This window comes from Sphingomonas sp. IC4-52, assembly GCF_020707225.1.
GTDB lineage: Bacteria > Pseudomonadota > Alphaproteobacteria > Sphingomonadales > Sphingomonadaceae > Sphingomonas.
The window spans coordinates 545,331-571,528 of the sequence record NZ_JAJFEU010000001.1; the positions used below are offsets into that span (position 1 = coordinate 545,331).

The following is a 26,198-nucleotide window of genomic DNA, read 5'->3' on the forward strand; positions in this document are numbered from 1 at the left end:
TGTCGGCAGAAAGCCCGTTTAATTCGACTGTTCCGGCGGAAGCACCGGCAACGGAAGTGGGGCGACCGGCACTCCCTCCTCTACCAGAGCTTTGGCCTCAGCAAGGGTCGCTTGGCCGTGGATCGCTTCCTGCTCCTGATCACCCAGGTGCATGGCCCGTGCCTCTGTCGCAAAGCTCTTTCCGACCCATCGCGAGCCCTCAAGCGCCTGCTGCTGCGCGGTGGCAAGCGCATGTAAAGCTGCCTTTACCGTTTCGGGGGTGACTGCCGGTCGGGAGTTGCTCTTCGCAGCAACATTCGGTGCCATCACGGCTTTCTCAATCCCTGTATCAGCGCAAACGGGACATCGCACGAATGAGCGCTGGCGCCGATCTTCGAATGCTGCGGACGAAGCAAACCAGGCCTCGAAGACATGCCCCCGGCCACAGCGGAGATCAAAGACGATCATCGCGCTACCGTTACCGCTGGGATGGTCCGCCGGTGGGAAATCACCGGAATCCGCTGTCTGACGTCCAAAATCTTGGCCGGGTCTAGCTTCACGAAGCCCACGCCGATCCCATCGTCCATGTCACCCAATACTTCGCCCCATGGATCGACCGCCAACGAATGACCGAACGTCTCGCGCCCATCCGCGTGCTTGCCGGTCTGAGCCGCGGCAATCACGAAGCAGGCGCACTCGATCGCGCGGGCCCGCAACAGGATGTGCCAATGCGCAGCGCCCGTGGGCCGAGTAAATGCAGCCGGCACCGATAGGATCGTGGCGCCAGCGTCACTCAGCGCACGGTAAAGATCCGGAAAGCGAAGATCGTAGCAGATCGACATGCCCAGCGCGCCGAGTGGAGTGTCGACAACGATCGCACGGTCGCCTGCCGCGTAAGCGGACGATTCACGCCAGCTCTCCCCGCTGGGAAGATCCACGTCGAACAGGTGAAGTTTGTCGTAGCGGGCGCGGATCGCGCCGGCCCCATCAATGACGAAGCCGCGGTTGACGAGCCGATCATGCTCGTCGCGTAGCGCGAGGCTGCCCAGATGCACCCACACGCCGCTCTTTGCTGCCGCATCGCGCACGACCGCCAGGACGCGATCATCCTCTTCGCGCGCGATGGACTTGGCAGCGCGGGCGCGATCCCGATCCAGCAGCCCGGACATTTCGGGCGTGAACAACATCGCCGCGCCACGCTCGGCCGCCGTTTGAACCGCCCTCGTCAGCGTTGCAGCATTGGCCGCGGGATCAATCCCGCTGGTCATCTGCAGTATCGCTGCCTTCATGGCGCGGCGGCGAGCAATGCGTCCAGCTTACCGGCGCGCTCCAACTCCGCGAGGTCATCAGATCCGCCGACGTGCCGGCCGTTGATGAAGATCTGCGGCACTGTGGTGCGTCCACCGGCGCGATCGATCATCTCACCGCGCTTCGGCCCGCCCAGGGTAATATCGAACTCCGTCGGCTCGACACCCTTGCTCGAGAGCAGCTGCTTGGCGCGCACGCAATATGGGCACCACGCCTTTGTGTAGATTTCTACCTGTGCCATGAACTTGACGTGTGGTTGCGAAGGTCGATTGTCAATCTGGCTCCGCGTCAATCACGCGGGCCCAGCACAGGATGGAGACGCGCCCCGCCCCCGCCTTGCGGAGCGCACTGACGCAAGCGTCCGTCGTGGCGCCGCTGGTATAGACGTCGTCCACCAGCACGACATGTCTCCCGGCGACGTCGGCCCGTTTTTCTTTCTTTATCGCAAACGCGCCACGCACCGCCTGACGCCGCGCCTTGCCGCCCATGTTGCGCAGCGCCGGCGTCGAGCGCGTCCGCTCTAGCAGATCCCGAGCCCAGGGAACTCCACTTTCCTTCGCGAGCGCAGCCGCGATTAACCCGGCTTGATTGTAGCCGCGAGACCAGATTCGCCACCGGTACAGCGGCACCGGAACTAGGATCTGAGCATCGCAAGGAAGGTGCTTGATCATGAGGTTGGCCGCTGTGCGAGCCAACGACGCTCGCCCCCCATACTTCAGCCGCAGGGCTAGTGTGCGAGCCACCGGACCGTAAGCCACCGCCGCGTTGATGCCCCCGTGCACTGGCGGGTTGGCATGACAAGGCGCACAGCGTGCATCTTCCCCATGATCATATTCAAAGGGCAGGTGACACGCCGCGCACCAGGGTGGACCAAGAAACCGGAGCGACGTCCAGCACGTGACACAAAGCGGTGATCAGTGTCGGTGATGGCGCCACATCCTGCACAACGCGGTGGCAGCGCGTAAGCAACCACGGGCCGGAGGAGTGTAGACAGCATCGTCACGCCTTGTCGCGATTGCCTGATCCGCGCACAAGCCGTCGGCATGAGCGCATCAGAAATATTCGACCGAGCCGCCCGGCGGCACCGCCGCGACCGGGCAGCCCCCAAGTACGGCGCACATGACTTCATCCGGGCGGCGATGCTGGACGGGATCCAGGAACGGCTCGCAACCGTGAAGCGGACCTTTGCCGATGTGCTCGATCTTGGAAGCTTTGACGGCAGCTTCGTGCCGCCGCCCGGCTCCAAGATCGCGCGAATGGATGCAGGACATTCCTTTGTTCAGGGTGGACAAGGCGTTCAAGCGGACGAGGACCGCCTTCCCTTCGCGGACGGCTCATTCGATCTTGTGATCTCGGCCGGTGTGCTCGATCAGGTCAATGACGTGCCTGGCGCGCTTTCACTGACCCGGCGAGTGCTTCGTCCCGACGGCCTGTTCTTGGGGGCGCTGCTGGGGGCCGGATCGCTTTCCACACTGCGCGCGGCGCTGCGCGCGGCCGAGGGCGAGCGCCCCGTCGCGCGGCTCCACCCGCAAATTGACGTGCGGTCGGCGGGCGACCTCCTGATGCGCGCGGGCTTCGCCCTTCCGGTCGCCGATACAGAGAGCCTGCGCGTGAGATACGGCAGCGTCGGAAAGCTAATCGACGATCTGCGAGGGATGGCGGCGACCAATCTCCTAATTGAGCGCCAGCCACTAGGACGCGAAACGCTGGCGCGAACAGCAGAAGCATTTGCAGCGGCATCCGATCCCGATGGTCGGACGGCCGAACGTTTCGAGATCATCTTTCTTACTGGCTGGGCGCCCTCCCCAGATCAGCCGCAGCCGGCACGTCGCGGCAGTGCCACCGCATCGTTGGCCACCGAGTTAGGCAAGTTGCGCTGATCGTCAGCCGACGGCGCGGCGATTCAAATCATGGCCAAAGGCAAGGATGGCGACGCCGATGATGGTCCAGATCGCCTCGCCATCGTGCGCCAGACCGGCTTCATGAGGAAGCGACAAGGCGCCGGCCATGATACCCAGACCAAGGGAGCCAACAGAAATCGGGAGCAGATAACCGTGCTGAAGAGCGCCGCGTCCGAGCCCGAAGGCGCCAAGGCCAATTGCGACTGCGAGGCCGAGCTCGTGAACCAGCGGATCGACGAACAAACCGCCGACTGCCGAAAGCATCGCGAGCAAGACTGCACTCGCGACGCAGTGCACCACGCATAGACCAGACACGATGATCGCAATGCGATCCAGCCGGGATGACAATGCAGGGCGAGCGACGGTCAGCATCTGAACGGCAGATAGCGCCGGCGTCGCGAGGTTACAACATCACACTGGCAACTTTTCGGAAGACGATGCGCCATTGCCCCGGTCCTTCCACGATCCTAAAGGGCCTTATGCTCAAGCCCAGCCCCGGCTTTCGTGTTTCCGCCCGCCCGCTCGCGCTCGCTCGGTGGCTCTATGTCGTCGCCGCGCTGATCGTCCTGATGGTGGCTGTCGGGGGCATCACTCGCCTGACCGAATCGGGGCTGTCAATCACGCAATGGAAGCCAATCAGCGGAATTATCCCGCCGCTGAACGAGGCACAGTGGCAAGCGGAATTCGCCAACTACCAGCGCATTCCCGAGTATCAGCAGATCAACAACGGCATGACCCTCAGCGGGTTCAAAACTATCTTCTTCTGGGAGTATGTGCACCGATTGCTCGGCCGTGTGATCGGTCTCGCCTTTGCGCTTCCACTGTTGTGGTTTGCCGTTCGCCGACAGATCCCGCGCGGCTACGCACCCCGGCTGCTGGCGCTGCTTGCGCTTGGCGGTTTGCAGGGCGCGATCGGCTGGTGGATGGTCGCGTCCGGGCTTTCGGTCCGTACTGATGTCAGCCACGTGCGACTGGCAGTTCATCTGTCCGCAGCGTTGCTGATCCTTGGCGGCGTGGTGTGGACCGCGCTGGACCTTAGGGACCTTGCACGCGACCCCCTTTCACCTCCGGCAGGTCTGACGCCCTTGGCTGCCGCCGCATTGCTGTTGCTCGGACTCCAGATCGTGCTTGGTGCATTCACGGCCGGGCTTAACGCAGGTTATGCCTTCAGCAGCTGGCCGCTCATGGGCGACACTTTATTCCCTGCCGAGACGCCAATGATCGATCCTGCCTGGCGGAACGTGGTCGACAATCCTGTGGTTGTGCAGTTCGTGCACCGTTGGTTCGCCTTCCTGGCGGCAGTCGCTGTCGTGTGGCTGGCAACCGCGGCTCGCAGGCTTGGCGCGGTGGCGGCCTGGGGAGCTGTTATCCTCCTCGTCGGATTGCAGATCGTGCTGGGCATTGCGACTCTGCTCACCGGCGTGGAAATCACCATTGCCGTCGCTCATCAGGTGAATGCGGCCGTCCTGTTGATCGCAGTCGTTGCGGCGGCACATACTATTGGGCGGCGCCGGGCCTAACGGCTCACGCGCCACTACCGTCGGCTGATCAGCGGCTAACTGTACCGTTCCTCGCGCCAGGGTTCACCGCGCATGTGATAGCCGTTCATCTCCCAGAAACCTGGACGATCGGCACCGAGAAACTCGATAACGTTGATCCACTTCGCGCTTTTCCAGAAGTAGAGATGCGGAATGATGAGCCGAGCGGGCCCTCCATGCTCCCGGGTGAGCGGTCTGCCTTGCCAAGAGTGGGCGATGATAGCGTCAGATGACGCGAAATCGGGCAGAGTCACGTTGGTAGTGTACCCGTCATATCCGTGGAGCATCACCGCCGTCGCCTCGTCGCGCGGCTCGACCAGATCCAGCAACGAACGTGTTGCGACGCCGGTCCAGTCATTGTCGTACCGCGACCAGGTGGTGACGCAGTGAATGTCCGACCGGATCGTGGTTTGAGGTAGCTCCTGGAATTCGGCCCAATTCAGCGTAAGCGGCCGCGACACCAGACCCCGAACGTTCAAGCGCCAACGGTCAGTCGAGATGTGCGGTTGACGCCCCAGATCAAGGACGGGCCAGTTCCGGACGAGGTGCTGGCCGGGCGGCAGGCGATCACGCGCAGGCTCACGCGGCGCATCGGTGAGGAACTTCCGTTCCGTCGCCCAGCGTTGCTTCGATCGCGTCAACTTCGACTCGGCTGGCGGTGTGTCATCATCCATCGACCGTTGCTCCTCCGCTGACGCTGTTCTGATCCCTTGTGGCCGCGGCGCCAGGCTGCGCGCGTCCCAACCTGCGGCTCGCCGTTACATCTTGCGACGATTAACGACCTCGCCTGGGACATAGCGGCCACAAGCATCGTTCATCCCGCTCACATTCGTTTCAACCCTGTTTGGGAGCACTTCCTTGCCTGCATGGCTTCTGCCTCTCGTCAGCCTCGCCCCCGCCACCACCCTGCCTCCGGCCAGTCTTCCCGCGCAACAGGCGCCCACCGGTCAGGAGTCCCCAGCGTCGACGGGTGAGGAGGATCCCGAACTGGAAGAAGACATCGTCGTTACGGGCTCGCGGGTGCCACGCGGATCCGTGATCGGCGACATCACGCCCGAGGTGGTGCTTAGCGGACGAGACATCCGGGCCTATGGCGCCAGCAACATTGGTGAGCTGCTGGAAGAACTCGCGCCATTGACCGGGAGCATCCAAGGCCGCGGCGCAGGAGCCCCAGTCGTCCTTTTGAGCGGACGCCGGATCAGCGGCTTCCGGGAAATACGCGATCTGCCGCCCGAGGCCATCCAACGGGTAGACATCTTGCCGGAGGAAGTGGCGCTCAAGTACGGCTATCGACCGGACCAGAAGGTGGTGAACATCGTGCTGCGCCGTCGCTTCAACGCCATCACGGCCGAGGCCGAAACCAACCTGGCGACCGATGGCGGTCGACAGGTCCATGAAGCCGACGTCAACTATCTGCGCCTCGCCAACGGCAGCCGGTTCAGCGTGGACGGCGAGTACACACACAGCAACCCCCTGTTCGAAACCGAACGTGACATCTCCAATGCAGACCCTAACCGAACATTGCTGGCCGCCAGCGATACGGCCAAGCTGAACGCCACATATAACCGCACGATATTCGGCAATGTCTCCGCCACACTTAATGGTGAGTTGGAGGGGACGAATTCGCTGGCAGGCCTGGGCAGTGCGGCAAATGGCCAACGGCTGCTGCGGGACAGTCGAACCCGGACCGGCGCACTGAGCTACGCGTTCAACGGCGATCTATCGAAATGGCGCTGGTCGCTGGACGGTGGATATACGCGCGACTGGACGACAACCCTTACGGATCGCGACTATGCCGCCGGGGTCCAGCGCGACCGGGCACGATCCGTCACTGAGCTATTGCAAACCGAAGCGACGCTCAGCGGCAATCTGGCGGACCTGCCGGCCGGCGCGATCACTGCTACGCTGAAGGCGGGCGCCTCCATGCGCGACATACACAGCGAGTCCCGGCGAGCTGACGTGTTTACCGCTACCGACCTTTCGCGCGATCAGGTCAGCGGCCAAGCGAACGTCGACGTTCCGATCTTCCGAAATGGCCCAATTGGTGCCCTGAGCATCAACGTGAATGGCGCTGTGGACCAGCTTTCCGACTTCGGCACCCTTGGAGCCGTCGGCTACGGGTTCAACTGGCGTCCTGTCGAGGCCATCAGAGTGATTGGCTCCATGACATATGAGGATGGTGCACCGACCATCCAGCAACTCGGCAACCCGGTGATCGTCACACCGAACGTACGGGTGTTCGACCTGACCACCGGGCAGACGGTCAACGCCATCACGCTCGAGGGCGGGAACCCCAACCTGCTCGCGGATCAGCGGCGTGTATTGAAGCTGGGACTAACGGCAAAACCGATCTCCGGCACTGATCTTACGATGCTGGTGAATTACACCGACAGCCGCATCGAAAACCCGATCGCCAGTTTTCCAACCGCCACGCCCGAGATCGAAGCCGCGTTCCCTGATCGTTTCGATCGTGACGGAGCCGGCGCTCTCATTCGCATCGACAATCGCCCGGTCAACTTCGAAAGCAGCCGGCAGCGGCAAATCCGCTGGGGCTTCAACTGGTCGGAGACCCTTGAGGCACCGCCGCCCGCGGGCCCAGATGGCCAGCCGCTCACGCCAGAGCAGATTGAGGAGCGCCGCTCCGCCATGCGCGAACGGTTCCGCCAGGAGCGAGGCTCCGGAACAAGCGAAAGCGGCGTCCGTACTGCTGGCTCGCGCGGGTTCGGCGGCGCCGGCGGCTTCGGCGGGCGCGGCTTGGGGGGCGGAAGAACCGGGCGCGTGCAGTTCAGTGCGTTCCATACCTGGCGCCTCGAAGACACTATCAGGATCCGACCTGGCGTTCCGGAACTGGATCTGCTGGACGGATCAGCCACCGGAGCACGCGGGGGTCGGCCAAGGCACGAGATCGAGTTCAATGCCGGATATAACCGGAACGGGATCGGCGTACGGCTGAATGGCACCTGGGAAAGCGGCACTACCCTTCTCGCCAACCCTGGCGGGGCGCCCTCCCCTGAGGATCTGACGTTCGGTTCGCTGTTCACGGCCAACCTCCGGCTTTTCGCCGACCTGAGCCAACAGCGAGCACTGGTGCAAAAGGCGCCCTTCTTCCGAGGGTCCAGAGTGACCCTCGCGATAAACAACCTGTTCAACCAACGACTGGAGGTGCGTGACGCGGCGCGGGCTGTCCCGATCGGATACCAGCCGAGCCTGCTGGACCCGCTTGGTCGCTCGGTAAGGCTGAGTTTTCGGAAGCTGTTTTTCTAACGCGCCAAAGGGACAAGCCGACTTCCGTCAGCGACCGGATGCGCAGGTATCCTGGTACCCGCCACCGGAGGGGCGGAATCGTTGACTTTCTTTGTCCCTTCAATCACAGCGCCCACATCACGACGCACTCTCACCGGGCGCGGCGTCATCGTTTATTGCAAAGGTCCATAGCCCATGAAGGCGCTGATGAAGACCACCAAGGCGGCCAAGCCCGCAGAGGTGGAAAAGAAGTGGCACATCGTCGACGCCACCGACCTGGTGGTCGGCCGTGCAGCGGTCGTGATCGCCAACGTCCTGCGCGGCAAGCACAAGCCGTCGTTCACCCCGCACGTCGATTGCGGTGACAATGTCATCGTGATCAACGCGGACAAGGTGCGCTTCACCGGCAACAAGCTGGGCAGCAAGGTTTATTACAAGCACACCGGCTATGCCGGCGGCATCAAGGGCATCACTGCCGCCAAGGTGCTGGAAGGTCGCTTCCCCGAGCGCGTGCTCGAGAAGGCTGTTGAGCGCATGATCCCGCGCGGCCCGCTTGGCCGTCAGCAGATGCGCAACCTGCGCATCTTCAAGGGCGCCGAGCATCCACACGAAGCGCAGAACCCCGAGGTCCTCGACATCGCCGGCATGAGCCGCAAGAACAAGGTGGGCGCATAATGTCCGACAATCGCCAGTCGCTTTCTGATCTCGCCTCGCTGACGCAGCAGGCCGCTCAGCAGCCGGCCGCTGCGCCTGCCGCCGAAGGCACTCCCGCTGCCGAGGCACCGGTCCAGGCACAGCCGACCACGCCGCTGCGCGCGCAGGAGCTTGACAAGTACGGTCGCGCCTATGCGACCGGCCGCCGCAAGGACGCGGTTGCCCGCGTGTGGTTGAAGCCGGGTTCGGGCAAGATCACGATCAATGGCCGTGATCAGGAAGTGTATTTCGCACGTCCGACGCTGCGTCTCGTCATCAACCAGGTGTTCGGCATCACGGAGCGCGAAGGTCAGTATGACGTGATCTGCACCGTCAAGGGCGGTGGTCTGTCGGGTCAGGCCGGCGCGGTGAAGCATGGCATCAGCCAGGCAATCACCAAGTACGAGCCGGCGCTGCGCGCTCCGGTAAAGGCCGCAGGCTTCCTGACCCGCGACAGCCGTACCGTTGAGCGTAAGAAGTATGGCCGCGCCAAGGCACGCCGCAGCTTCCAGTTCTCGAAGCGCTAATCAGCCGATCCGAGCCGCGGGGCGGCTCCGGATCTGGCCTGCAAGGCAAAGAGGGGGATCGCTCGTTCTGGGCGGTCCCCCTTTTTTCTGATGTTGCGCGTTTCGACGCGAGCGTGATGATTGAGCGACAACGCATCAAATTCGCGCGGGCTCATCATCGCAGAGCCGGCGGCATCACCCTATATCGTGGTCATGCCCGTTCTGGCCGACCTCGCACCGCATCTCCCCCTTATCCTCACGCTGTTAGCCGTGATCCTTGTCGCAGGCATCCTGCGTCGTATTCCGGTGATCGGGCGCATCGTTGGGGTTCTTACCTGGCTTGTCCTGCTTGGGGCCGCGGTGATGGTGCTGGGTCAGCGGGAGCGGTTTGATCCATATCTTGGGCGCGTCGCGGAGTTGCTGGATCTTTCCGGACAACAAGTGGTGGGTGAAGAAACGCGCATCCGGATGAGTCCGGACGGGCATTTCTGGGCGTCCGTCCGCTTCGGTGGGATCACCCGCCGGATGCTGATCGACAGTGGCGCGACGGTTACGGCATTGTCGTTGGAGACGGCCACGCAGGCCGGGCTGGAGGTGCGTGATGCGTTGTTCCCGATGCTGTTGCGGACGGCCAACGGCACGATCAGGGCACAGACCGCGGGCGTTGACGAACTGAAGCTCGGCAATGTTGTTGCCCGCGATGTGCCGGTGGTTGTCTCACCAGCGTTTGGCAACACGGACGTGCTTGGGATGAACTTCCTCTCACGACTGAAATCATGGCGGGTCGAGGGGCGCACGCTGATCCTGGTGCCGCATCATCCTCAGGAAGTTACATCCGGATAATCTGCCGGCCGCCAAATCGCTCGGCCTCCCCGGAATCGTGAGTGACGATCAACATGGGAAGGCGGACTTCGTCCCGCACGCGCTCGATGGCTCGCATTGCTTCCGCGCGGCGCGCGCCGTCCAGGGACGCAAGCGGCTCATCGAGCAGCAGAAAATCGGGCTCGCTCAGCAGCGCCCTTCCGATCGCAACGCGTCGTGCCTCCCCACCGGACAATGTTCTTGGCCAACGCTCAAGCAGATGGGCGATGTCGAGCTGTGCCGTTACATCATCCAGCGCCCCCGTGTGCCTAGCGCCATACAGTAGATTTCGCCGAACCGAGAGATGCGGGAATAGCCTCGGCTCCTGAAATACGATGCCAGCACGCCGATGCTGCGGAGCGATATTGACCCGATCCGCCGCGTCGAAAAGCGCTCGACCCGCGACACGCACATGGCCGCGATCGGGTCGGAGCAGGCCGGCGATCATCATCAAGACGCTGGTCTTACCAGCTCCCGAGGGGCCAATCAGGACACTACTACCCGCGCCCGTCTGGAACGCCGCGCTCAGGATCGCACCGCCGCGTCGAACGGTGACGTCGACATCAAAGGACATGAAGGCGGCGCTCCTGACGACGGGCAAGCAACTCCGAAAAGATCAAGGCGGCAAGACTGAGCGCGACCGAGATCGTTGCCAACTGCCACACCATCGCCTCGCCACCGGGCCGCTGCAAGGCAGCGTATATCGCCAGCGGGAGCGTTTGTGTTTCGCCCGGCACGTTGGAAACGAAGGTGATGGTGGCGCCGAACTCCCCCAAGGACCGCGCGAAGCCGAGCATCGCAGCGGCGAGGATACCGGGCAGCGCCAATGGCAGGGTGATGGTCACGAACGTGCGCCACGGCCCAGCCCCCAAAGTTAGCGCAGCTTGTTCAAGACGCCGGTCAACAGCCTCAATCGAAAGGCGAATTGCGCGGACCATCAGCGGCAATGCCATCACTGCGGCAGCCACCGCTGCGCCCGTCCAGCGGAACAGGATGCTGATCCCGAACCATCGCTCGAGCACCGCGCCCAACGGCCCGCTGGGAGCGAAGGCGAGGAGTAGCATCCATCCGGTGACCACTGGCGGCACTACCAGGGGCAGGTGAACCAAGCCATCGAGCAAGATCTTGCCGGGAAAGCGCCCGCGCGCCAGGAGCCAGGCCAGCGCGAATGCCAAGGGCAGCGTCGCCGCGGTCGCCACTCCCCCGATCAACAAGGAGAGTCTGACCACCGTTTGGAGGTCGTCCGTCAAGGCTTTGTGAAGCCAAAACGGCCGATTATCTGTTGTCCGCGGCCGGAGATGAGGAACTTTCGGAACATTTCGGCCTCGCTGTGCCGCGCGCTCTTCAAACGGGCAATCGGATAGATGATCGGGGCGTGGCTGTGCGGTGGAAAGATCCCGGCAACCGACAGGTTCGGGACCAAACGCGCGTCGGTCAGATAAACGATGCCATAGGGCGTCGCCCCTCTTTCTACGAGAGCGAGCGCCCCGCGGACGCTCTCCGCCCGAACAACGCGCCGCGCAACCATCGACCATGCGCCGAGCCGCTGGAGCGCTGCCTTGCCATATCTCCCCGCCGGCACCGCATCGGGATCCGCCATCGCCAGCGGACCGCTGGCCAGAAGCCGGCCGAGAGCGGGACCGCTCAGGCTTGTGACTGGCGCCCGTCCTGCGCGAGCCACCACGACCAGCCGATTGCCGGCGAGATTGGCCCGGGTGCCTGGCACGAGCAAGCGGCGCCGGGCGAGATCGTCCATCCATTCCTGATCAGCCGAAACGAATAGGTCGGCCGGCGCGCCAGCCGCTACCTGTCGAGCCAGCGCAGAAGATGCAGCGAAGGAGAGCACTGGCCGGGGATGGCCCTGTTTCTCCCACGCGTCGGCGGCGGCGCTCAGAGCCTCCTGCATGCTGGCTGCCGCGAGAACCAACGGCCCGCGCTCTTGCGCCGAAGCCGATGGGGAAAAAAGCGCAAGCAGCAGGAGCAATGCGGAAAACAAGCGCACGGATGTTTCTCCACCGAGTGCCCCTTAGTACCGGTGGCGCCACGATCCGACCAGCCGCAGTGTCAGGTGGACAAGGATCAGATCGTTGCTTAGCGACAGGCCAAACGGAGAGGAGCGGCCATGCAAGAGCAGGACCGGCTGTGGCGATGGAGATGAACGACGTCAGCGCAATGCTCGCCGATACGGCCGAGCGGCTGTTCGCCACCCATGCCGAGGGGATCGAGAGCGCGGCGCGCGCCGGAACATGGGCGGATGCGGCCTGGGCTGCGATCGAGGAAAGCGGCCTGCCGCTGGCGCTGGTTCCGGAGGAGCATGGCGGCTTCGGCATTCCGGCAAGCGAAGCGCTTGCGCTGATACGCCTAATCGGCCGGCACGCACTTGCCCTGCCGCTTGCCGAAACGATGATCGGCAATGTCGTTCTCGCTTCTGCAGGACTGCCGTTGGCCGAAGGGCCGGTCGGACTTGCCGAACATGCCGAGGCACGCGTGCCATGGGGCCGTTTCGCCAAGACCATCGTCGTGGGAAGCGAGACCGGGGTACAGCGGCATGGGGCGTCGCCCGTCGCAGCCGAAAGCACTAATGTCGCCGGACATCCCCGCGACCAGATATCGGTACTACCTGGCCAGACTGGTTCGAGGGCCGAATTATCGCTCCTGGAGCTTGGCGCACTTGCCCGAGCGATGCAGATGGCAGGCGCGCTGGAGCGCGTGCTTGAACTGACCATCGAGCATGTATCAAGCCGTGTTCAGTTCGGACGCCCCCTCGCCAAGTTTCAGGCGATCCAGCAGGAACTCGCCAAGCTGGCCGGGGAAGTTGCGGCTGCATCGGCCGCGGCAGATCATGCCGCCGACACCTATGCGACTGGCGGCGACCTGACTTTTGCCGTCGCCGTCGCGCGTACGAGGATCGGTGAAGCGGCCAGCAAGGCTACAGCCATCGGCCATCAGTTGCATGGGGCGATCGGCTTTACGCGTGAACATGCGCTCCATCGCTTCACGACTGCCTTGTGGGCGTGGCGAGATGAATTCGGCACGCAACGATATTGGACGCTGGCGCTGGGCAAGCGCGCGTTGACCGCCGGACGGGATGGCTACTGGCTGATGGTGGTGGCAGCATGACAACACTTCGCTTCCCCACCCCGCCGGTCCATGGAGCCGCAGAAGCACTACGCACCGAAGTTCGCGCCTTTCTTGCCGATGCGCTGGCCGACCGCCCGCCACTGCGCCGGGCCGACAGCTGGAACGGCTTCGACCGGGAGTTCAGTCGCAAGCTCGGCCAGCGCGGTTGGCTCGGCATGACTTGGCCGAAGAAATACGGCGGTCATGAGCGCAGCGCGTTTGAACGCTATGTCGTAGTCGAGGAAACGCTGGCAGCTGGTGCCCCGGTGGCGGCGCACTGGATCGCCGACCGCCAGAGCGGGCCGAGCCTGCTCAAATACGGCACCGAGGATCAGAAGCAGTCCATCCTGCCCGGCATCGCCGCTGGCGAGACAGTGTTCTGCATCGGCATGAGCGAACCCGATTCTGGTTCCGATCTGGCAGCCACGCGCACGCGGGCGACGCCGGTGGACGGGGGATGGCGGGTGACTGGGACGAAATTGTGGACGACCGGCGCCCATGATGCCGACTACATGATCCTGTTCTGCCGAACGAGCGGAACGCCGGCCGATCGGCAGGCAGGAACGAGTCAGTTGCTGGTCGACCTGAAGGCGACGGACGGGATCACCATCCGTCCGATCATCGACCTGGCGGGACAGCATCACTTTAACGAAGTGCATTTCGAAGAAGCGTTTCTGCCCTCCTCCGCCCTGATCGGTAGCGAAGGCGCGGGTTGGGAACAGGTAATGAGCGAACTTGCGTTCGAACGCAGCGGGCCGGAGCGCTTCCTGTCCTCGATGCAGCTTCTCATCGAGTTGATCGGCGCCCTGCGGGGTTCAACAAGCGAAGCCGCTGAACTGGCGCTGGGGCGCCTTACGGCTCATCTCGTTACCCTTCGGCGGTTATCGCGCGGCGTCGCCGCGATGCTGGAGGCCGGCGAGAACCCGGGCACGCATGCCGCCATCGTGAAGGATCTGGGCGCGACGTTCGAGCAGGACCTGCCCGATATCGCGCGCAACCTGATCGACGCGGAGCCGGACGCCGGATCCACTTCCGACTTTATCGCCGTTCTTGCCCATATCACTATGAACGCCCCCAGCTTTTCTCTGCGCGGGGGCACGCGCGAGATCCTGCGCGGCATCATTGCCCGCGGCCTGGGCCTGCGTTGACCGGAGATCATCAATGACCGTCGTTACCACCGAGATCCGCGGACCGATCGCCATCCTGCGGCTGAACCGCCCCGACGCGATGAATGCGCTGGGCGCAGACGGCGACGGCGAGGCGGTGCGTGCCGCATGCGACGCGCTGAACGCCGACATGTCGATCCGCTGCGTGATCCTGACTGGCGAAGGCCGAGCCTTTTCGGCGGGTGGCGACATCAAGAAGATGGCTGATCCGCAGGGACCGTTCTCCGGATCGGGGCTGGGCATTCGCAGCCATTATCAGCGCAACATCCACCGTATCGCACGGGCGCTGTTCTCCCTGGACATGCCGGTGATCGCGGCGGTGAATGGCCCTGCGATCGGCCTTGGGTGCGACGTCGCCTGCATGGCCGACATCCGCATCGCCAGCGACAAGGCGAAGTTCGGCGTTACCTTCCTCAAGCTGGGGCTGGTGCCGGGCGACGGTGGGTCCTGGCTGTTGCCACGCGCGATCGGGATGAGTCGGGCGGCGGAGCTGTTCTTCACCGGGGATGTGGTCGATGCGAACACGGCGGCCGATTGGGGTCTCGTAAGCCGCGTGGTTCCTCACGAAGCGCTCATGGACGAGGCGCTGGCGCTTGCCGGCAAGATCGCTGCCCTGCCCCCGCACTCGCTTCGCCTCACCAAGTCCCTGCTGCGCCAGGGGCAGACGAGCAGCTATGATCAGGCACTTGATTCGGCATCCACCGCGCAGGCGGTGAGCCATGCGACGGCTGATCACCGCGAGGGCGTGGCCGCCTTGCTTGAGAAGCGTGAGGCAGTGTTCCGGGGCGAATGACCACTGAGTTGGCCCATCTGCCACTCCCCGACCCCGCACGGCGGGCAGTGGCAGGCTGATCAGCCCAGGGCATCATCCCTTTGGGGGGCCGAAATCATCGTCGGGGTCATCGAGATAGGCGCGCTCCCCGGGCGTCGTTTCGCGACCAAGAACGGCATTGCGGGTGGGGAAGCGCCCGAACCGGGCGATCACCTCAAGGTGACCGACCGCATAGGCCAGATTGCCGCCGCCAAGCTCCGAGAACTTCGCCACGCTGAGCCGTTGCAGTGGGAGGTCTTCGGCATGCATCAGCGGCATGTAGAGGAACGCGCGCTCTTCTGGGGCGTAGCGCCCCTCCCACCCACGTTCGATCGCTAGCTGGCACAGCTCAACCGCAAGCGCGTCCGCCTCATAAGCACGCGGCGAATCGCGGTAGATGTTACGTGAAAACTGATCGAGCAGGATGATCGCGGCGAGGAGCTGATCCGGGCCGTCGCGCCACTCCATCGCTCGGGTTCGCAGCACTTGATCGCGAAGAGGCCCGAAGCGGCCGGCGATCTGCGCATCGAGTGCGGCATTTCTGGCGAACTGCTGTTCCATCGACAGCGCGAACCAGAAGTCTAGTACGTCACGTGCCGCATCGTGGACTATCGCGTGCTGTCTCCCTAGATCGCCCATCATGCTTCCCTCCCGTTCGCCCAATGTGATTACGCTGGGCTGCCGATTGAACCTTGCCGAAAGCGAAGCGATTCGCGCGCTCGTCGGTGCGAGTGATATGGTAGTGATCAACGGCTGCGGTGTGACAAACGAGGCAATGAAGCAGACGCGCGTGGCCGTCCGCCGCGCGCGCCGCGATCGGCCAGACGCGCAGATCGTCGTTACCGGCTGCGCATCGGAGATCGACCGTGACGCATTTGTGGCGATGCCGGAGGTTGACCGGGTGGTGCCGAACGCAGCGAAGCTACTGCCCGCGACTTGGGGCGCCTTCCCTAACAGGCGACCGCCGCGGCGACATGCCCGCGCATTTCTGGGCGTGCAGAACGGCTGTGATCATTCGTGCACCTTCTGCGCCATTCCTAAGGGGCGCGGGCCAAGCCGTTCCGAGCCGGTGGGCCAGGTCGTGTCCGCAGCCGCGGAGTTGGTGGAGCAAGGCGCGCGCGAAATCGTGCTGACCGGCGTAGACCTGACAAGCTACGAGGGCGGCCTCGGTCGGCTGGTCGAAGCGGTGCTGCTGGGCGTGCCGGGGCTGGCTCGGCTGCGCCTGTCCTCGCTGGACACGATCGAGATCGACGAGCGCTTGTTCGAACTGATCACCGGGGAGCCGCGAGTGATGCCGCATGTCCATCTTTCGCTGCAGGCGGGCGACGATCTGATCCTGAAGCGAATGAAGCGCCGGCACCTCCGGGCAGAAGCGGTGGCCGTGGTGGCGCGCCTGAAGGCGCGGCGCGATATCACCATGGGGGCGGATCTGATCGCCGGCTTCCCAACCGAGGACGAAGCGGCGTTTGCCAACACCCTGGCGCTGATCGACGATTGCGACATCGTCCATGCCCATGTCTTTCCCTATTCGCCGCGCGCGGGCACGCCGGCGGCGCGGATGCCGCAGGTTGCGCCTACAACGGCCAAGGCGCGGGCCGCGCGGCTGCGCGAGGCGGCCGACCAACGCCGTGGGGCCTGGCTACGATCGCTGATCGGCACGACGCAACGGATCGTCATCGAAAAGCCGGGCGATCGCGGCCATGCGGAAAATTTTGCCGAGGTTCGGCTGGTCAACCCTGCACCGACGGCCTCGGCGCATGCCTCACCGGCTTTGCCGAACGATGCCGCTGCTCTATCGACCCTTCGGATGGGGACGGTTGGAGCAATCCAATCGGTCACCATCATTGGCGCTGCCCACGATCACCTCATTGGAATTCCTGCATGACTGACCAGCGTTCCTGGCACGACAAGCTTCTCGGCGGTTTCCGCCGCACGTCCGACCGGCTGGTTGGCAATCTTGCAGGCCTGGGCACGGCGCGGCTGGATGACGAAACGCTGGACGAGATCGAGGAAGCGCTGATCGCGTCGGACCTCGGGCCAGAAACGGCCACCCGGATCCGGACCCGGCTGGCCGAAGGGAGTTTCGAGCGGAACATGGAGGAACTCGGCATTCGCCTGGTGGTGGCCGAGGAAGTCGAGAAGGTACTTGCGCAAGTCGCCAAGCCGCTGGAGATCGACGCTTTTCCGCGGCCGCAGGTGATCCTGGTGATCGGGGTGAACGGTTCGGGCAAGACAACCACCATCGCCAAACTGGCCCACCTGTTCATGGAACAGGATTATGGCGTGATGCTGGCCGCTGGCGACACTTTCCGCGCCGCGGCGATTGGCCAGCTCGCCACCTGGGCGGAACGGGTCGGCGTGCCGATCGTGACCGGGCCTGAAGGCGGCGATGCGGCCGGCATCGTCTGGGATGCCGTGAAGAAAGCAACCGAAACAGGCATCGACGTGCTGATCGTCGACACAGCCGGGCGCCTCCAGAACAAACGGGAGCTGATGGACGAACTGGCGAAGATCCGGCGTGTCCTTGGCCGCATCAACCCGGCCTCACCGCACGACGTGGTCCTCGTTCTGGACGCGACGACGGGACAGAACGCGCTCAGCCAGATCGAGGTGTTCAAGGAAGTGGCGGGCGTGACCGGCCTCGTGATGACGAAGCTCGACGGCACCGCGCGTGGCGGCGTGCTGGTCGCTGCCGCCGAGCGTTATGGCCTGCCCATCCATGCCATTGGCGTTGGTGAGTCGATGAACGATCTACGGCCGTTCGACCCCAACGAAGTCAGCCGGATCATTGCCGGTGTCGATCGGGGCTCGTGAACCGCGACCCTTTCCGACCGTTCTGACAAGATATGAGACCGCGGATGTGGCGCGGAATGGCGAAAGAACGCCCGCTGTCTGGCAGCGGACGAACGGAGTATGAGTTGACCGACGCGCGCAAATCCTCGCCCGGCCTGCGGCTGGCGCTCGATTATGGACCGTTGATCGTCTTTTTCGCGGTCAACTTCCTCACGCCCGGTCCCGCGATCGCGCGGATCATCGCGGCAACCGGCGCCTTTATGGCGGCCATGGTCGCGGCACTGATTTTGTCATGGTGGAAGACGCGGCACATACCTCCCATGCTGTTGGTGTCTGGCGCGCTGGTGATCGTGTTCGGTGGTCTGACGATCTGGTTCCAGGACGAACGCTTTATCAAGATGAAGCCCACGTTCGTCTATGGCATCTTCGCCGCGACGCTTGGCATTGGCCTCGCCACCGGGCGGCCGCTGCTCCAGATGCTCTTGGAAAGTGCCTATCCCGGCCTGACCGGCGAAGGGTGGCGCAAGCTCACCCGTAATTGGGCGCTGTTCTTTGTCTTCATGGCTGCGCTGAACGAAATCGTGTGGCGGACGACCAGCACGGATTTCTGGGTCGGTTTCAAGCTATGGGGAGCGATCCCGCTGACGCTGATATTCGCGATTGCGAACGTTCCCATGCTGATGCGGCACGGCTTGCAGGCGGGCGATGCCGCCGCAACCATTCCGCCGCAGGAATAGCCCGGCAGCGAGAGTCGCCGCCGGGCCATTGGACCTCAGCCGAGCCGTTCAATCTTCTGCGCGGCCTCGTCGATCAGGGCGACGACCTGCAGCAGCGTCTCGTCGCTGATATCCCCGCGGCTCAGGCGATCCTGAAGGGCGGCCCGCAGGTTGCTCATTGCGCGCCGCACCGGCACCGCGTCAGTCTGCTTGTGCTTTTCACCGGCCGTGGACAAGCGAGCGAACAGCTTGCTGACCTGATCCTCACTTTCGACCAGTTCGGCGCTGCCCGCGCCGGTGATCGAGAAACGACGGCGACCATCACCGTCTTCCTCGCCAGTCACATGGCCGCTTTCGCCCAGCATCGTAAGGGTGGGGTAAACGACGCCCGGCGAGGGCGCATAGCCGCCGCTGGTCAGTTCCTCGATCGCCTTGATCAGTTCGTAGCCGTGGCGCGGTTCATCCGCGATCATCTTCAACAAAACGAGACGGAGTTCACCGCTGTCGAACATGCGGCGGCGGCGCAGGCCACCAACCTTTGCCATGCCCCTGCGTCCCTCACGACCAGCACGGGCGTTTGCGCCGCGCGCCTTTGCCCCGCGCTTCGCAGTGGCAGCACCGGGGCCCGCCTCCGCAGCAACCGCTCCACGGGCCGCGCGACCGGCCCGAGCCAGCCGCTTCTTTTCGACAGCGCCTGCTGCACGCGCAGCCTTTCGCAGGGCTGCGGCGCGCCGCGGCCCACCGCGATTGGCGCCCTTGCCTTGGCCTTCTTCGGTTTCCATGTCGAACACTCCTTAAGATACTTACAAGATATATCTTAAGACGCTGCCGTCAAGCATGCTGGGAAAGTTCACTGGCAACGCCTATGTGATCCGGCATGGCTGATCTCTTCGCTGGCTTGGGGATGCCAGAGACCGCTTCGGTGCCAGCGGCCAATGCTCCGCTCGCCGATCGACTGCGCCCTTCCCGTCTTGCCGATGTGGTGGGGCAGGAACATCTGACAGCACCGGAAGGCGCAATCGGGCGGATGATCGCAGCCGGTCGCCTCTCGTCCATGATCCTGTGGGGGCCGCCTGGGGTCGGTAAGACGACCATCTCGCGCCTGATCGCGCGAGAGGCGGGATACGAGTTCATGCAGCTATCCGCCGTGACGACGGGCCTGGCCGATCTGAGAAAGGCCATCGCCGCGGCGGCGGCCCTGCGGAACGCCACGGGGCGCCCAACAGCCGTCTTCATCGACGAGCTGCACCGCTTCTCCCGCCCGGTACAGGACGCGATGCTACCCGCGCTTGAAGATGGCACGTTCACCCTGATCGGCGCGACCACCGAGAACCCGAGTTTCAGTCTGGTTTCGGCATTATTGTCGCGTGCCAAAGTGTTCACGCTGAAGCGGCTGAGCGAGGATGATCTCGAGCAGGTGATCGTCCGCGCGGAGGGTCATTTCGAAAGGCCCCTACCGCTTGATCCGGTCGCGCGCGGCGCATTGATCGGGATGGCGGACGGCGACGCGCGCTACTTGCTGGGGCTTTGCGACGATCTGTTCGCGGTTGGCACCGATCAGCCGCTCAGCGTGCAGCAACTCGCGGAGATCGTGCAGGTTCGCGCGCCATTGTACGACAAGGGGCAGGAAGAGCATTTTAACATGCTCAGCTCCTTTCACAAAAGCCTGCGTGGAAGCGATGTTGATGCCGCCATGTACTGGGCCGCGCGGATGCTGGCGAGCGGCGAGGATCCCGCCGTGATCTTTCGCCGTCTGTTATGCGCCGCGTCTGAGGACGTCGGCATGGCCGATCCGCAAGCCATGGTTCAGGTGCTCACGGCTTGGCAGGCGTTCGAGCGGGCCGGTTTGCCCGAGGGGCGGCTCTTCCTCGCACAGGCTATCGCCTATGTCGCGACCGCGCCGAAGTCCAATGCCGCGTATCTGGCGTTCGACAAGGCGACGGCGCTGGCGCGGAAAACGGGCTCGCTTCCGCCGCCCAAGCACATCCTCAACGCGCCGACCGCCCTCATGAAGGAGCTGGGCTACCACGAGGGCTACCAATATGATCACGATCGGCCCGACGCGTTTTCCGGCCAGGAATTCTACCCCGACGACATTGCCGCGGCCCGGCCAGAACCGCTGTACCAACCAAACGAGCGCGGGTTCGAACGGGAGATCCGCAAGCGCCTGGCCTTCTGGTCGGCGCGGCGCGAGTCCGGTCGCTAACGGTTCACCTGATATCCTCAGCTGATGGATGGTAAGCGATGCATCCTCGGCCTTGCTCGATGGTTCTGCCTTCAAGCGAGGAGACGGTGATGCGCAAGGGACAGGACAAGGGCGAGGAACAGGGCACCGTCCATTACTCCGGCACGGAAGGCGGTTGGGGCTCTGTGCGCGGCATCGTTGAGACCGCCCTTCGCGAACGTCCGAAGCCGGCCGCCCTCGACGCGCTGCGGCGCCAGAACAAGCCCGGTGGCTTCATGTGCGTGTCGTGTGCCTGGACCAAGCCAAAGCACCCACACACCTTCGAGTTCTGCGAGAACGGCGCGAAAGCGACCTTGTGGGAGCTCACCAGCAGGCGGTGCACGCCTGAGTTCTTTGCCGAACATACGGTGACGGAGCTGAAGGGGTGGAAGGATTATGACCTGGAGCAGACCGGGCGGCTGACCCACCCGATGCGCTACGAACATGCCATCGACAAATATGTCCCGTGCAGTTGGGAAGAGGCGTTCAGCGCGATCGGGCGTGAGTTGAAGGCGATCGATCCTAAGTCCGCCGTTTTCTACTCCTCTGGACGGGCGAGTCTGGAAACGAGTTATCTCTACGCATTGTTCGCGCGACTTTATGGCCACAACAATCTGCCTGACAGCTCGAACATGTGCCACGAAACGACCTCAGTCGCGCTGAAGGAGGTGACGGGATCGCCGGTCGGCACCTGCGTGCTCTCCGATTTCGAGCTCTGCGACGCGATATTCTTTTTCGGGCAGAACCCTGGGACCAATTCCCCGCGCCTCCTCCACCCGCTGCAGGAAGCGGTGAAACGGGGCTGCAAGATTGTGACGTTCAATCCGATCCGGGAGAAAGGGCTGGAGGTCTTCAAGAACCCGCAAAGCCCCAAGGAGATGCTGACACCGGCGGCGACCCCGATTTCCGCCCTGTACCTTCAAGTGAAAACGGGTGGAGATATCGCCGCGATCACCGGCATGATGAAGCATGTGTTCGCCAAGGAGGCGGAGCGCTGGGCGGCCGAGAAAATTCACGTTCTCGACGTCGACTTCATTGAACAGCATACGGCCGGGTTCGACGCCCTGAAGGCGCATGTGGGCGCGACCAGCTGGGAGACGATCGAACACGAAAGCGGCCTCGCGCGCTCAGACATCGAGGCGGCCGCCGATATCTACATCGAGGCGAAACGATCGATCGCAATGTATGGTATGGGGCTGACCCAGCACGTGCACGGCAGCGACAACATCAAGCAGTTGGTGAACCTGTTCCTGCTGAAGGGAAATATCGGCCGCGACGGCACGGGCATTTCGCCGGTGCGCGGCCATTCCAATGTGCAGGGCCAGCGCACAGTGGGCATTTCCGAGAAGCCCGAGTTGGTGCCGCTCGACAAGCTGGCCGAGCAATATGACTTTGAGCCGCCGCGCGATGAGGGCCTTACCACCGTTCACGCCTGCAAGAAGATCCAGACCGGGGAGGTGAAAGCCTTCATCGGCTTGGGCGGCAATTTCGTTCGCGCCATTCCTGAACGCGAGCGGATGGAGGCTGCCTGGACCAAGCTGCGCCTGACCGTGCAGATCGCCACCAAACTCAATCGCAGCCATCTCATCAACGGCGAGGTGGCCTATCTCCTGCCGTGTCTCGGCCGATCGGAGGAGGACGTCCAGGTGACCGGCGCGCAGGCGGTGACGATGGAGGACAGCCTGAGTTGCATCCATGGGTCGATCGGCCGGGCCACGCCGGCCTCCCCGGACCTTAAATCCGAGCCAGCGATCGTTGCGGGCATGGCGAAGGCAACGCTGCCGCCGAACCCGAAGGTGCCCTGGGATGATTGGGTGGCTGACTACGGCCTGATCCGTGACGCCATCGAGGAAACCTATCCCGAGCAATTCCACGACTTCAACAAGCGGGTGTTCACGCCCGGCGGGTTCTACCGCGGCAATTCGGCGCGGGAGCGAGTCTGGAAGACGGAAAGTGGCAAGGCAGATTTCACCCTGCCGAAGAAGTTGAACAGCTGGGGCACGGAAGACAAGGAAGGCCGCTGGCGGCTCATGACCCTCCGATCCAACGATCAGTTCAACACGACCATCTATGGCTATTCCGATCGACTTCGCGGGATCGAGGGGACGCGCGATGTGCTGCTGATGAACCCCGAGGACATCGCCGCCGCGGGGCTGCAAGATGGGCAGATCGTCGGCCTTGCCAGCGACGCCGAGGACGGCGTGGACCGTAAGGTGGGTGGGTTGACGGTGACTCCATTCCTGCTGCCACGGGGATGCATTGGCGGCTACTATCCAGAGATGAACCCGCTCGTGCCGCTGAGCTGGCATGACGAAGAGTCGAAGACGCCGGCGGGAAAGAGCGTGCCGGTCCGCATCGTAGCCTAATCGGCCATTGATCTACGCTGTTTCGCCAGCGCATCGATTATGGCAGCGCATGTGCGGGCGCTGCCAACCGGCAGGCTATCGGGTCATCGTCGCTTACAATCGGAAGAGGATCGGCAGTTGAAGCTTGATGTCCATGTGCTCAAGGTCGGCGCGTCTTGTCTTACCATCACCAAGACTCGGGCTGGGCGCGTGAGTGATCGGCCAGAGGCTCGGCATTGCTTGGCCAAACTTTCTATGCCGGGGCTCCTCGCTCTTGGTCTTCTTGCTACGCCGGCTTCGGCCCAGGTGATCGCCGCGGAACGATCAACGGCGTATGAGAATGCTGTTGCCGCCGGCTACAAGGCGCTCGCACTATGCGAAGGCGTTGTTGCCGCTGGCCGTACCGAGGCGCAGGTGGAAGCGCTCGAGCTGCGCGGAATCTACTCCGAATATCAGCCACTCCTGCCGAAACTGAAGGCGACCGTGGATCGCCGCGCACGGAGCGTGCTGGTTTCCTTCCCTGGTGATCTGCCACCTCGCAGAGCGGACTGGGCTCCCGGTGTCGGCTGTGTGCTCTCCCCTATCGGCGCAACCTCACGGCTCTGGCCGGCCGGCACTTGGCAGGGCCAATTGCCTGCATCCGCCGATGCTCGTCCTTGGCCGCTGGGAGATGCCGGCATCTCGCCTCGCCCCACCCCCGCACTCGGCGCCACGATCGACAAGGCCTTCGACCGCTCCACCTACAAGGGTGAAACCGTCGGCGTGATCGTGATGAGGGACGGCCGTGTCCTCGGGGAACGATATGCCAGCGGCTTCGGCCCTTTCGTCGCCAACCGGACCTGGTCGGTCGCGAAGAGCATCGCCGGCACCCTGGTCGGCATTGCCGTGCAAGAACATGGCATCGACACGACTAAGCCGGCGCAGATCCCGGAATGGCGCGTATCCGGTGATCCCCGACGCAACATCACACTCGACCATCTGCTGCGGATGTCGTCCGGCCTGCACAGCGATCACTATGGCAATCGGACCGACGCAATCTATTTCGGCGGCACGACCGTAACCGAGCAGGCTGCGGGTTGGCCCCTAGAGGTCAAGCCGGGGACGCGGTTCCGCTATGCAAACAATGACATCATGCTCGCCGCGCGAGCGGTCAGGGCGGCGATGAACAACGACAAGCGCTACTCTGCCTGGCCACAACGCCTGTTCGCGCCGCTTGGCATGCAGCACACGACGGCTGGTACGGACTGGCAGGGCAATTTCATCCTCTCCAGTCAGGTTTACACGACGGCGCGGGACCTTGCCCGACTTGGCCAGTTCTGGCTTCAGGATGGCGTATGGCAGGGCAAGCGCCTGCTGCCGGCGGGATGGATGCGCTACATGACCACGCCCAGCGGCCCACAGCCCGCGGATGGCCCCGGCTACGGCGCGACGATGTGGCTCTTCGGCCCGAAACAGGGGCTTCCGGTCGGGAGCTATTCGGCCCAGGGTAACCGCGGCCAGTACGTCATGGTTGTTCCCTCGCGGAAGCTGGTAATCGTGCGCCGGGGTGAGGACACGGCAAACGGACGGTTCGACATCGCCCGGTTCACCGCAGACGTCATCCGCGACCTGCAATGAAGGACTGGGAGGACGTTGTGGCGTTCTCGTGCGGCCTGCCGGACGTGACCATGGCGCCTTATTACGGCTTCCCCTGTCCCAAGGTGAACGGCAAGGCGTTCGTCTCGCCCGGGCGTGAGGCGGGAAGCTTTCATGTCCCCACCCCTCACGACGAGAAGGCGGTGCTGCTGGAGACAGAGCCGGACACATATTGGCAGACCCCTCACTATGAGGGCTGGCCAGGTGTTCTGGTCCGCTACGCGGCCGGAGATCCGGAACGTGTCCGCACTGTGATCCGCCGCGCCTGGTGGGATCGCGCGACCAAGGCGCAGCGCCAGGCTTTTGGACCCAGGCCCTGACCCACTTCCGCAAATTCGCTGCCATCGACTGGTCCGGCGCGAAAGGGCGACGGCACAAGGGCATTGCCCTTGCCCTCTGCCACGCCGGCGACGATGCCCCGCAGCTGATCGCGCCGCCCGAAGGTGCCTGGTCGCGCTCGCAAATTCTGGAGTGGCTGCTGGCGCAAGCGGACGAGCCGCTGCTAGTTGGAATCGACTGCAGCTTCTCCGCGCCCTTTGTCGTGCGAGGGGCCCATCTTCCCGGCGAAACGACGACGGCGAGCGCGCAAGAACTTTGGGCTTATGTCGACTCTCACAGCAGCGACGAAGATCTGGGTGCCGCATCCTTTCTGGAGCAGCGCCGCGGCCGCCACTTCTACCTGGGCGCGGCGGACGGTCCGAAGCGAGACTTCCTGCATTGGCGCGCCTGCGAGATGGCGGATGGCCACGCGACTAAGCCGACCACCGTTTATGACGCGATTGGCGCGGCACAGGTCGCCAAGGCGAGCTTCGCCGGCATGCGCATGCTCCATCATCTCGCGGGCCGCGTCCCCGTCTGGCCCTTTGACCCGCTGCCGCAGAATGGCGCAGTGCTGGTCGAGATCTACACTGCAATTGCCGCACGCGCCGCCGGCCTACCCCGCGGGAGAAGCAAGCTCCGGGATGCCGTCGCTTTGGACGCTGCACTAACGATGATCGGCAGCGCACCGCATCGTCCACTCAGCCGCTACGACGATCACGCAACCGATGCGATCCTCGCCGCCGCGTGGCTGCGCACGAGGGCCGATCGCGACGATTTGTGGCACCCGCGAGGCTTGAATGAGAAAATCCGATACACGGAAGGCTGGACCTTCGGCGTATCCTGACGCATGAGCCGCCGACCATGCCGGTTTAGCTCAGCTGGTAGAGCAGCGGTTTTGTAAACCGAAGGTCGCGGGTTCGATCCCTGCAACCGGCACCAAAGTTCTTGAAAGGCGCTATTCTCCGCGCTTTTCGCGGTTTTCCGCCACTTCCGGCCCCGAAGCGGGTACAACGGAAGGTACATCGGCGCTATGCCTGC

At 63.9% G+C, this 26,198-nt stretch carries 27 protein-coding genes, 1 tRNA gene and 1 pseudogene; 18 read left to right on the forward strand and 11 right to left on the reverse strand.

The genetic code is table 11. The features are described 5' to 3' along the window. Nucleotides 1-18: 18 nt before the first annotated feature. The 4 genes and pseudogenes from LK535_RS02665 to LK535_RS02680 all read right to left on the reverse strand — a co-directional run bounded on the left by LK535_RS02665 (nucleotide 19) and on the right by LK535_RS02680 (nucleotide 2,284). On the reverse strand, nucleotides 19-447 hold the full coding sequence (locus LK535_RS02665) for a DUF1178 family protein (protein WP_227770336.1): 429 nt from the start codon (nucleotides 445-447) through the stop codon (nucleotides 19-21). After that, nucleotides 444-1,268 carry a carbon-nitrogen hydrolase family protein gene (locus LK535_RS02670; RefSeq protein ID WP_227770337.1) on the reverse strand — a complete coding sequence of 275 codons (825 nt, stop codon included), beginning with the start codon at nucleotides 1,266-1,268 and terminating at the stop codon, nucleotides 444-446. The genes LK535_RS02665 and LK535_RS02670 overlap by 4 nt, the downstream gene beginning before the upstream one ends. Next, a complete protein-coding gene (grxC, locus tag LK535_RS02675; RefSeq protein WP_227770338.1) occupies nucleotides 1,265-1,528 on the reverse strand; it encodes a glutaredoxin 3 in 264 nt (87 codons plus the stop codon). Before grxC ends, LK535_RS02670 begins: the two co-directional genes overlap by 4 nt. A gap of 31 nt (nucleotides 1,529-1,559) precedes the next feature. Then, nucleotides 1,560-2,284: pseudogene (locus LK535_RS02680) on the reverse strand (double zinc ribbon domain-containing protein). 46 nt (nucleotides 2,285-2,330) lie between these two features. On the opposite strand from LK535_RS02680, the gene LK535_RS02685 reads away from it, so the two are divergent. Beyond that, complete coding sequence (locus LK535_RS02685) at nucleotides 2,331-3,167, forward strand: class I SAM-dependent methyltransferase (protein WP_227770339.1); 837 nt, start codon at nucleotides 2,331-2,333, stop codon at nucleotides 3,165-3,167. Nucleotides 3,168-3,170: 3 nt separating this feature from the next. Here the strand turns inward: LK535_RS02685 and LK535_RS02690 are convergent, their stop codons facing one another. Beyond that, a complete protein-coding gene (locus LK535_RS02690; protein WP_227770340.1) occupies nucleotides 3,171-3,560 on the reverse strand; it encodes a MerC domain-containing protein in 390 nt (129 codons plus the stop codon). Between the two features lie 107 nt (nucleotides 3,561-3,667). Here LK535_RS02690 and LK535_RS02695 point away from each other — a divergent pair, with 107 nt between their 5' ends. After that, nucleotides 3,668-4,708: a COX15/CtaA family protein gene (locus tag LK535_RS02695; protein ID WP_227770341.1), complete on the forward strand. Its 1,041-nt coding sequence runs from the start codon at nucleotides 3,668-3,670 to the stop codon at nucleotides 4,706-4,708. A gap of 35 nt (nucleotides 4,709-4,743) precedes the next feature. Here LK535_RS02695 and LK535_RS02700 read toward each other — a convergent pair whose 3' ends face one another. Continuing rightward, a complete protein-coding gene (locus tag LK535_RS02700; RefSeq protein ID WP_227770342.1) occupies nucleotides 4,744-5,400 on the reverse strand; it encodes a sulfite oxidase-like oxidoreductase in 657 nt (218 codons plus the stop codon). A 184-nt stretch (nucleotides 5,401-5,584) separates the two neighbouring features. Here LK535_RS02700 and LK535_RS02705 point away from each other — a divergent pair, with 184 nt between their 5' ends. The 4 genes from LK535_RS02705 to LK535_RS02720 all read left to right on the forward strand — a co-directional run bounded on the left by LK535_RS02705 (nucleotide 5,585) and on the right by LK535_RS02720 (nucleotide 10,011). Beyond that, on the forward strand, nucleotides 5,585-7,990 hold the full coding sequence (locus tag LK535_RS02705; protein WP_227770343.1) for a TonB-dependent receptor plug domain-containing protein: 2,406 nt from the start codon (nucleotides 5,585-5,587) through the stop codon (nucleotides 7,988-7,990). Between the two features lie 174 nt (nucleotides 7,991-8,164). Then, the gene (gene rplM, locus LK535_RS02710; protein WP_227770344.1) at nucleotides 8,165-8,644 is read left to right on the forward strand and encodes a 50S ribosomal protein L13; all 480 of its coding nucleotides are present in this window, start codon (nucleotides 8,165-8,167) and stop codon (nucleotides 8,642-8,644) included. Beyond that, complete coding sequence (gene rpsI, locus LK535_RS02715; RefSeq protein WP_227770345.1) at nucleotides 8,644-9,189, forward strand: 30S ribosomal protein S9; 546 nt, start codon at nucleotides 8,644-8,646, stop codon at nucleotides 9,187-9,189. Before rplM ends, rpsI begins: the two co-directional genes overlap by 1 nt. A gap of 120 nt (nucleotides 9,190-9,309) precedes the next feature. Next, complete coding sequence (locus LK535_RS02720; protein WP_415837062.1) at nucleotides 9,310-10,011, forward strand: TIGR02281 family clan AA aspartic protease; 702 nt, start codon at nucleotides 9,310-9,312, stop codon at nucleotides 10,009-10,011. Here the strand turns inward: LK535_RS02720 and LK535_RS02725 are convergent. From LK535_RS02725 to modA, 3 genes are read right to left on the reverse strand one after another with little or no spacing between them, the layout of a single operon-like run. Next, on the reverse strand, nucleotides 9,998-10,603 hold the full coding sequence (locus LK535_RS02725) for an ATP-binding cassette domain-containing protein (RefSeq protein WP_227770346.1): 606 nt from the start codon (nucleotides 10,601-10,603) through the stop codon (nucleotides 9,998-10,000). The genes LK535_RS02720 and LK535_RS02725 overlap by 14 nt on opposite strands. Then, a complete protein-coding gene (gene modB, locus LK535_RS02730; protein ID WP_227770347.1) occupies nucleotides 10,593-11,279 on the reverse strand; it encodes a molybdate ABC transporter permease subunit in 687 nt (228 codons plus the stop codon). The genes LK535_RS02725 and modB overlap by 11 nt, the downstream gene beginning before the upstream one ends. Next, entirely contained in the window at nucleotides 11,276-12,031 is a 756-nt protein-coding gene (modA, locus tag LK535_RS02735; RefSeq protein ID WP_415837064.1) for a molybdate ABC transporter substrate-binding protein, read from the reverse strand. Before modA ends, modB begins: the two co-directional genes overlap by 4 nt. A 152-nt stretch (nucleotides 12,032-12,183) precedes the next feature. Between modA and LK535_RS02740 the strand changes: the two genes are divergently transcribed. The 3 genes from LK535_RS02740 to LK535_RS02750 are packed head-to-tail and all read left to right on the forward strand — an operon-like array spanning nucleotide 12,184 to nucleotide 15,108. Then, the gene (locus LK535_RS02740; protein ID WP_227770348.1) at nucleotides 12,184-13,149 is read left to right on the forward strand and encodes an acyl-CoA dehydrogenase family protein; all 966 of its coding nucleotides are present in this window, start codon (nucleotides 12,184-12,186) and stop codon (nucleotides 13,147-13,149) included. After that, nucleotides 13,146-14,297, forward strand: a complete 1,152-nt coding sequence (locus tag LK535_RS02745; protein WP_227770349.1) for an acyl-CoA dehydrogenase family protein — start codon at nucleotides 13,146-13,148, stop codon at nucleotides 14,295-14,297. The genes LK535_RS02740 and LK535_RS02745 overlap by 4 nt, the downstream gene beginning before the upstream one ends. A 13-nt stretch (nucleotides 14,298-14,310) precedes the next feature. Next, on the forward strand, nucleotides 14,311-15,108 hold the full coding sequence (locus LK535_RS02750) for a crotonase/enoyl-CoA hydratase family protein (RefSeq protein WP_227770350.1): 798 nt from the start codon (nucleotides 14,311-14,313) through the stop codon (nucleotides 15,106-15,108). A 72-nt stretch (nucleotides 15,109-15,180) separates the two neighbouring features. Here LK535_RS02750 and LK535_RS02755 read toward each other — a convergent pair whose 3' ends face one another. Next, nucleotides 15,181-15,768 carry a DUF924 family protein gene (locus LK535_RS02755; RefSeq protein ID WP_227770351.1) on the reverse strand — a complete coding sequence of 196 codons (588 nt, stop codon included), beginning with the start codon at nucleotides 15,766-15,768 and terminating at the stop codon, nucleotides 15,181-15,183. Here LK535_RS02755 and LK535_RS02760 point away from each other — a divergent pair. The 3 genes from LK535_RS02760 to LK535_RS02770 are packed head-to-tail and all read left to right on the forward strand — an operon-like array spanning nucleotide 15,767 to nucleotide 18,656. Then, entirely contained in the window at nucleotides 15,767-17,011 is a 1,245-nt protein-coding gene (locus tag LK535_RS02760) for a MiaB/RimO family radical SAM methylthiotransferase (RefSeq protein WP_227770352.1), read from the forward strand. The genes LK535_RS02755 and LK535_RS02760 overlap by 2 nt on opposite strands. Further along, nucleotides 17,008-17,940, forward strand: coding sequence for a signal recognition particle-docking protein FtsY (gene ftsY / locus LK535_RS02765; protein ID WP_227770353.1), 933 nt, complete (start codon nucleotides 17,008-17,010; stop codon nucleotides 17,938-17,940). The genes LK535_RS02760 and ftsY overlap by 4 nt, the downstream gene beginning before the upstream one ends. A 56-nt stretch (nucleotides 17,941-17,996) precedes the next feature. Next, nucleotides 17,997-18,656, forward strand: a complete 660-nt coding sequence (locus tag LK535_RS02770; RefSeq protein WP_227770354.1) for a septation protein A — start codon at nucleotides 17,997-17,999, stop codon at nucleotides 18,654-18,656. Nucleotides 18,657-18,691: 35 nt separating this feature from the next. Here LK535_RS02770 and LK535_RS02775 read toward each other — a convergent pair whose 3' ends face one another. Further along, entirely contained in the window at nucleotides 18,692-19,417 is a 726-nt protein-coding gene (locus LK535_RS02775; protein WP_227770355.1) for a PadR family transcriptional regulator, read from the reverse strand. A 95-nt stretch (nucleotides 19,418-19,512) separates the two neighbouring features. Here LK535_RS02775 and LK535_RS02780 point away from each other — a divergent pair, with 95 nt between their 5' ends. The 6 genes from LK535_RS02780 to LK535_RS02805 all read left to right on the forward strand — a co-directional run bounded on the left by LK535_RS02780 (nucleotide 19,513) and on the right by LK535_RS02805 (nucleotide 26,099). After that, nucleotides 19,513-20,841, forward strand: coding sequence for a replication-associated recombination protein A (locus LK535_RS02780; RefSeq protein WP_227770356.1), 1,329 nt, complete (start codon nucleotides 19,513-19,515; stop codon nucleotides 20,839-20,841). Nucleotides 20,842-20,930: 89 nt separating this feature from the next. Continuing rightward, complete coding sequence (locus LK535_RS02785) at nucleotides 20,931-23,225, forward strand: FdhF/YdeP family oxidoreductase (RefSeq protein ID WP_227770357.1); 2,295 nt, start codon at nucleotides 20,931-20,933, stop codon at nucleotides 23,223-23,225. Between the two features lie 219 nt (nucleotides 23,226-23,444). Further along, nucleotides 23,445-24,821, forward strand: coding sequence for a serine hydrolase domain-containing protein (locus LK535_RS02790; protein ID WP_227770358.1), 1,377 nt, complete (start codon nucleotides 23,445-23,447; stop codon nucleotides 24,819-24,821). Then, nucleotides 24,818-25,159, forward strand: coding sequence for an MmcQ/YjbR family DNA-binding protein (locus tag LK535_RS02795; protein WP_227770359.1), 342 nt, complete (start codon nucleotides 24,818-24,820; stop codon nucleotides 25,157-25,159). Before LK535_RS02790 ends, LK535_RS02795 begins: the two co-directional genes overlap by 4 nt. Beyond that, entirely contained in the window at nucleotides 25,108-26,004 is an 897-nt protein-coding gene (locus tag LK535_RS02800) for a hypothetical protein (RefSeq protein ID WP_227770360.1), read from the forward strand. The genes LK535_RS02795 and LK535_RS02800 overlap by 52 nt, the downstream gene beginning before the upstream one ends. A 19-nt stretch (nucleotides 26,005-26,023) precedes the next feature. Further along, nucleotides 26,024-26,099: transfer RNA gene (locus LK535_RS02805), tRNA-Thr, on the forward strand. Nucleotides 26,100-26,198: the final 99 nt, after the last annotated feature.

What these genes read in the sequence shown, in the direction of transcription:
- LK535_RS02740 (WP_227770348.1), top strand. Translation starts at nt 12,184, where the DNA reads ATGAACGACGTCAGCGCAATGCTCGCCGATACGGCCGAGCGGCTGTTC.
- rpsI (WP_227770345.1), top strand. Translation starts at nt 8,644, where the DNA reads ATGTCCGACAATCGCCAGTCGCTTTCTGATCTCGCCTCGCTGACGCAG.
- LK535_RS02785 (WP_227770357.1), top strand. Translation starts at nt 20,931, where the DNA reads ATGCGCAAGGGACAGGACAAGGGCGAGGAACAGGGCACCGTCCATTAC.
- LK535_RS02750 (WP_227770350.1), top strand. Translation starts at nt 14,311, where the DNA reads ATGACCGTCGTTACCACCGAGATCCGCGGACCGATCGCCATCCTGCGG.
- LK535_RS02795 (WP_227770359.1), top strand. Translation starts at nt 24,818, where the DNA reads ATGAAGGACTGGGAGGACGTTGTGGCGTTCTCGTGCGGCCTGCCGGAC.
- LK535_RS02685 (WP_227770339.1), top strand. Translation starts at nt 2,331, where the DNA reads ATGAGCGCATCAGAAATATTCGACCGAGCCGCCCGGCGGCACCGCCGC.
- LK535_RS02745 (WP_227770349.1), top strand. Translation starts at nt 13,146, where the DNA reads ATGACAACACTTCGCTTCCCCACCCCGCCGGTCCATGGAGCCGCAGAA.
- LK535_RS02670 (WP_227770337.1), bottom strand. Translation starts at nt 1,268, where the DNA reads ATGAAGGCAGCGATACTGCAGATGACCAGCGGGATTGATCCCGCGGCC.
- LK535_RS02690 (WP_227770340.1), bottom strand. Translation starts at nt 3,560, where the DNA reads ATGCTGACCGTCGCTCGCCCTGCATTGTCATCCCGGCTGGATCGCATT.
- LK535_RS02760 (WP_227770352.1), top strand. Translation starts at nt 15,767, where the DNA reads ATGCTTCCCTCCCGTTCGCCCAATGTGATTACGCTGGGCTGCCGATTG.
- grxC (WP_227770338.1), bottom strand. Translation starts at nt 1,528, where the DNA reads ATGGCACAGGTAGAAATCTACACAAAGGCGTGGTGCCCATATTGCGTG.
- LK535_RS02780 (WP_227770356.1), top strand. Translation starts at nt 19,513, where the DNA reads ATGGCTGATCTCTTCGCTGGCTTGGGGATGCCAGAGACCGCTTCGGTG.
- rplM (WP_227770344.1), top strand. Translation starts at nt 8,165, where the DNA reads ATGAAGGCGCTGATGAAGACCACCAAGGCGGCCAAGCCCGCAGAGGTG.
- LK535_RS02695 (WP_227770341.1), top strand. Translation starts at nt 3,668, where the DNA reads ATGCTCAAGCCCAGCCCCGGCTTTCGTGTTTCCGCCCGCCCGCTCGCG.
- LK535_RS02665 (WP_227770336.1), bottom strand. Translation starts at nt 447, where the DNA reads ATGATCGTCTTTGATCTCCGCTGTGGCCGGGGGCATGTCTTCGAGGCC.
- LK535_RS02755 (WP_227770351.1), bottom strand. Translation starts at nt 15,768, where the DNA reads ATGATGGGCGATCTAGGGAGACAGCACGCGATAGTCCACGATGCGGCA.
- ftsY (WP_227770353.1), top strand. Translation starts at nt 17,008, where the DNA reads ATGACTGACCAGCGTTCCTGGCACGACAAGCTTCTCGGCGGTTTCCGC.
- LK535_RS02725 (WP_227770346.1), bottom strand. Translation starts at nt 10,603, where the DNA reads ATGTCCTTTGATGTCGACGTCACCGTTCGACGCGGCGGTGCGATCCTG.
- LK535_RS02770 (WP_227770354.1), top strand. Translation starts at nt 17,997, where the DNA reads ATGGCGAAAGAACGCCCGCTGTCTGGCAGCGGACGAACGGAGTATGAG.
- LK535_RS02775 (WP_227770355.1), bottom strand. Translation starts at nt 19,417, where the DNA reads ATGGAAACCGAAGAAGGCCAAGGCAAGGGCGCCAATCGCGGTGGGCCG.
- LK535_RS02700 (WP_227770342.1), bottom strand. Translation starts at nt 5,400, where the DNA reads ATGGATGATGACACACCGCCAGCCGAGTCGAAGTTGACGCGATCGAAG.